This window comes from Chryseobacterium sp. LAM-KRS1 (assembly GCF_013184525.1).
Taxonomy (GTDB): Bacteria; Bacteroidota; Bacteroidia; order Flavobacteriales; family Weeksellaceae; genus Chryseobacterium; species Chryseobacterium proteolyticum.
In genome coordinates this window covers 1-5,063 of record NZ_JAAOIZ010000009.1, presented here as the reverse complement: position 1 = coordinate 5,063, position 5,063 = coordinate 1, and the positions used below count along the sequence as shown (strand labels likewise).

The following is a 5,063-nucleotide window of genomic DNA, read 5'->3' as shown; positions in this document are numbered from 1 at the left end:
TCAGAATACCTTAGGAACATCCGAAATTACTAATGATAAAGACCAGTTCAGTATCTATCCGAATCCGGTAAAAGATGTTTTATTCATTAAGTCAAAAGAGAAAGTTGTAAAGGCAGAAGCCTATGATACAGCTGGAAGGATCTTAAATTCAATAAGCGTAAGCAATAATTCTGTCAATATCTCTGAACTTGCTAAAGGAAGCTATATGATCAGATTGTTTACAAAAGATCAGGTTATGGTACAGAAATTTATAAAAAATTAAATCACTTTACATCAATAAACGAAAGACTGCCTTAAGAAGCAGTCTTTTTTTATATGCTTGAACGATCACGTAAGAATTTATTGTATTTTTATTCAAGGTTTTAATTATACATCTATGGATTTTCTACAAGATCACTATTCCATTCAAAATGAACTGATACTGATATTTATTTCAGTTATGCTCGGGCTTTTTATCGGTGCTGAACGTGAATATAGAAATAAGTCTGCAGGACTTCGCACGTTTATTCTGGTATGTTTTGGATCTTGTCTTTTCACCATATTATCAATCAAAATAGGAGTTCAGAATCCAGATCGTCTGGCAGCCAATATTATTACCGGTATAGGTTTCTTGGGAGCAGGAGTTATTTTCAAAGGAGATAATAAAATCGATGGAATTACAACGGCAACAACCATCTGGGCAACTGCTTCAATAGGAATGGCTGTCGGTTCAGGATATGTATACTTTTCGTTGCTGGGCACTACATTGGTTCTTCTTGTCTTGAGCTCGTTAAGTTATTTGCAGAATTTTATCGACAATAATCATAAAATCAGGGAATATAAAATATCTATCTCCGCTTCTGATCACATCAGTCATTGTGAGGAATTATTCAGGAATAATCATTTAAAATTTCTTATCATGAGACAGCAATATTCCAAAGACAGTTTAATTACGACCTGGAGACTTACGGGGAATACCCGGCAACACGAGCTTTTGATTAAGCAAATGATGAATGACCCTAAAATTATGTCCTATCAATTTTAAAATAAAAAATAAAGGCAGCAGCCTTTATTTTTTCTTGAAAACATACAGATCTTTATTGGGACCGGTAATTTCCTTTCCATTCAAATCAAGCTGAGTAAGATGGTTTTCACCGACCTTGTATTTGTAATTAGCGGATTTTCCTTTTAAAGTCACAATACTGCCCGTTTTATCCCACTCCAAGGTTCCTTTATCTTCATTCTTTGATTTTCTGTCGATATATTCTTCTGTGATATGGAACGTATTATCCTTATTCAATGTGAGAGAAGTTTTGATCCCCGGGCAATCTGCACATGGAACCACAGCCTCATAAGTTCCGTTCCAATCCAATGAATTCTGAGAGTTATGCCCATCAATCAAAGCGTTGCCAGCCACTGAATCCAATGGTTTTTGGATCGAAGCTGAATCTGTTTCCGGGGCAGAAAATATTTCTCTTTGTTTTTCTTTGGGTGAACATGAAGCCAGTAATATGGCCAGTACAGTTCCGGATAAAAAAGTTTTGTTTTCCATAAATATTATTTGTTTCTGGTCATTAAATAACGGGATCCATCCCATTATATTTTTTAATACAAAATATTAAATGCCATTATCTATGAATCTACCTCGTTTTCAGGATGACTTGTAACTTATAATCCTAATTTTCTTCGTAAATTGGACAAAATTTTTGATTATGATAAAAAAGATACTTTTATCTGCATTTCTTTTGCCTGCCGCAATGGCTTTTGCCCAACAATATGGGGGAATGTGGATTCCAACGGAGCTGAATGAAAAGGAAATGAAAGACCTGGGAATGAAAATCTCTGCAAAAGACATCTTCAATCCTCAAAAGGCCAGTATTAAGGATGCCGTTGTTCAATTTAACGGTGGCTGTACAGCAGAAATTATTTCTCCTAAAGGACTTTTATTAACCAATCATCACTGTGGCTTCGGACAAATTCAGGCACATTCTACAGTACAAAATGATCTCCTTTCCAATGGATTCTGGGCAACGAATATGAGCACCGAGCTTCCTAATCCCGGATTAAAAGTAGATTTTATTGTAGATATCAAAGAAGTAACCAATCAAATTCTGGAGGGTACGGATCATCTTTCCGAACCTGATCTTTCAAAAAAAATCAACAACAATATTGAGATATACAAGAATTCTCAAAAAATAGAAAATTATCAGTCTATCACTGTAAAGCCTATGTATTATGGAAATAAATACTATGCTTATACAATAGAAACTTATAAAGACATCCGTTTGGTAGGAGCACCGCCACAAAGTATAGGGAAATTCGGAAGTGATACGGATAACTGGGTATGGCCAAGGCATACGGGAGATTTCTCCATGTTTAGAATTTATGCAGATAAAAACAATAAGCCTGCAGAATATTCCAAAGATAATGTCCCTTATGTACCTAAACATTTTCTACCTGTTTCCATCAAGGATAAGAATGAAAATGATTTCACATTTGTATTTGGCTTTCCGGGAAAAACCACTGAGTATCTTCCATCAATTGCAGTTGAAAAAATCATGAATGAGATTGATCCTGCAAAAATTGCAGTCCGAGATGTCGCTTTAAAGACTTTGGATGAAAAAATGCGTGTGGACAATGCAACACGTATTAAATATGCTTCTAAATATGCTTCAGTGGCAAATTACTGGAAAAAATGGATTGGAGAAGTAGAAGGCCTGAAAAAGTCTAATGCTGTAGAAAAGAAAGTAATGTACGAAGGATCTCTGGTAGCTAAAAATCCGGAAATCAAAACAACATTAGACCAGCTGAATAAGCTATACACTGAGCAGGCTCCTTATGCTTTAAATAATGCCTATTATTCTGAGTTAATTAAAAATGCTGAGACATTAGCATTAGCTAATATGTATTCCAACTATATCTTATCCGTAGAAGCAGGAAGAATGGATGAGAAGGAAATTACAGCATTTAAAAATAAGCTGACTTCTTTCTATAAAGATTACAGTCCGGAGCTTGATGCAAAAGTAACTGCAAAGCTCCTTGCTCTGTATGCCAACAAAACAACCGCTCAGTTTTTACCAGCGGGATTTGATAAATTTAAAAACGAAGCACAGAACATTCAGAATATCGAAGAGATTTCTAAAAACTCTATCATTACCGGCAGAACAGCTGTAAATGGAGCTTCTTTAAGTGCAGATATTGACAAGGCATTTTCTAATCAGGATAAACTGGTAAGAACATTAAAAAAAGACCCTTTTTATCAATTATTTTCAAATATCAAAGACACTTATTCAAAAACAGCTGATCCTCAGTATACCTCAATCCAGACAAAAATTGATGCGCTGCAGAAAAAATTCATGCAACAGCAAATGTCGACCGATAAAGACAGAAAATTCTTCCCTGATGCCAACTCCACACTTCGTGTGACTTACGGTAAAGTAAAAGGTTCAAATCCGAGAGATGCTGTTTCTTATGGTTATCAAACTCATTTGGCAGGAGTTATAGAAAAATACATTCCGGGGGATTATGAATTTGATGTTCCTAAAAAGCTAATCGATCTTTACAATAAAAAAGATTTTGGAAATTATAAAGATAAGGGAGGTGATGTTCCTGTAGGGTTTACGGCAACCAATCATACCACAGGGGGAAACTCAGGAAGTCCGGCTCTTGATGCTTACGGAAATCTAGTAGGATTAAATTTCGACAGACAATGGGAAGGAACTATGAGTGATATTAATTATGACCCCCGTTTTAGCAGAAACATCATGGTTGACACCAAGTACATTCTATTCATCATTGAAAAATTTGCCGATTCCAAGTGGCTGATTGATGAAATGAAAGTTATCAAATAATTCTTATCCATAATAAGATGTTTTTAAACCCTATCTAAAGTTAGATAGGGTTTTTAATTGAAAAGATAATCTTCCCTTATCCAGAAGCAGTTAAGCGCAATTTACGGATAGGTAAAATCTATATAAAATAACATACCGATCACTGAACAGTATGTATTTTTAATAAAAACTTTTTTATGAATGATAACCATCTTAAAATGTGTACGGAATGTGGTATACAATATCCGGAAAGCTATCAGGGCAATCTTTGCCTAATTTGTAATGACGAAAGACAATCAGTCCCTCAAAGCGGACAATCGTGGACTACCCATGAAAAGCTTCTGGAAAAGCATAGCATAAAAATTAAAAAACTGAATAATAACCTTTACGAACTGGTTGTTAATCCAAGGTTTTCTATTGGACAGCGGGCCTTGCTGGTACTTTCTAAAAACGGAAATATATTATGGGATTGCATTCCCCTTCTTGATGAGTCAGCTATTGCATTTATTAATTCTAAAGGAGGCTTAAAAGCTATTGCTTTCTCTCATCCGCACTATTATTCCAATATGAAAATGTGGGCAGATACCTTTAATTCTAAAATTTATATTCATGAAAACGATAAAGAATGGGTTTTAAATGGAGGTGATTTTGTAGAATACTGGACCGGTCATCAGCTTAATCTATGGGATCAATTAAAGCTTCACAATATTGGTGGCCATTTTGAGGGAAGTTCTGTCATAGAAATACCATGGATGAGCGAAAACGGAACGCTTTTAATTGGGGATACCATGTATCTTTCCCCATCTATGAATCATTTTGCCACAATGAGAAGCTATCCCAACAGAATTCCTTTTCCTTTGAATGAAATTAAAAGAATCGAAAAACGTTTTGAAGAAATAAACTACGATACCATCTACGGCTTTTATTCTTATCAGAATGTAGAAAAGAATGCCAGAGAAATTGTAGAGAAGTCATTTAGCAGATACCAGTGAGGAGTGAAGAATTATGAATGATAAATAATAAATGATGATTGATAATTGATGAATGATCTTTTATCATTTATAATTCATCACTGATCATTTATCTTTTATTGCTATGGTGTGGTGTAGTAGGTATAGATGTCTATAGTTATAATTATAAAACAAAAAAGTCTCATACAAATTCATGTATGAGACTTTTAATAAAAACTGGCGGCGACCTACTCTCCCGCTTGTCGCAGTACCATCGGCGCTGGTGGGCTTAACTTCTGTGTTC

At 35.0% G+C, this 5,063-nt stretch carries 5 protein-coding genes; 4 read left to right on the top strand and 1 reads right to left on the bottom strand.

Features of this window, described 5'->3' with window-relative positions:
• A partial coding sequence (locus G9C87_RS20645) for a T9SS type A sorting domain-containing protein (RefSeq protein ID WP_172284682.1) occupies positions 1–262 on the top strand: 262 nt, incomplete at its 5' end.
• Positions 263–376: 114 nt separating this feature from the next.
• Positions 377–1,024, top strand: a complete 648-nt coding sequence (locus G9C87_RS20640) for an MgtC/SapB family protein (RefSeq protein WP_172284681.1) — start codon at positions 377–379, stop codon at positions 1,022–1,024.
• 24 nt (positions 1,025–1,048) lie between these two features.
• On the opposite strand, the gene G9C87_RS20635 is transcribed toward G9C87_RS20640, so the two are convergent.
• Positions 1,049–1,531 carry a copper resistance protein NlpE gene (locus tag G9C87_RS20635; protein WP_172284679.1) on the bottom strand — a complete coding sequence of 161 codons (483 nt, stop codon included), beginning with the start codon at positions 1,529–1,531 and terminating at the stop codon, positions 1,049–1,051.
• 160 nt (positions 1,532–1,691) lie between these two features.
• On the opposite strand from G9C87_RS20635, the gene G9C87_RS20630 reads away from it, so the two are divergent.
• Entirely contained in the window at positions 1,692–3,830 is a 2,139-nt protein-coding gene (locus tag G9C87_RS20630; RefSeq protein ID WP_172284677.1) for a S46 family peptidase, read from the top strand.
• 176 nt (positions 3,831–4,006) lie between these two features.
• Positions 4,007–4,801: an MBL fold metallo-hydrolase gene (locus tag G9C87_RS20625; RefSeq protein ID WP_172284676.1), complete on the top strand. Its 795-nt coding sequence runs from the start codon at positions 4,007–4,009 to the stop codon at positions 4,799–4,801.
• The last annotated feature ends 262 nt before the right edge of the window (positions 4,802–5,063 follow it).

Coding starts and splice junctions, on each gene's coding strand:
- G9C87_RS20625 (WP_172284676.1), top strand. CDS start 4,007: ATGAATGATAACCATCTTAAAATGTGTACGGAATGTGGTATACAATAT.
- G9C87_RS20635 (WP_172284679.1), bottom strand. CDS start 1,531: ATGGAAAACAAAACTTTTTTATCCGGAACTGTACTGGCCATATTACTG.
- G9C87_RS20640 (WP_172284681.1), top strand. CDS start 377: ATGGATTTTCTACAAGATCACTATTCCATTCAAAATGAACTGATACTG.
- G9C87_RS20630 (WP_172284677.1), top strand. CDS start 1,692: ATGATAAAAAAGATACTTTTATCTGCATTTCTTTTGCCTGCCGCAATG.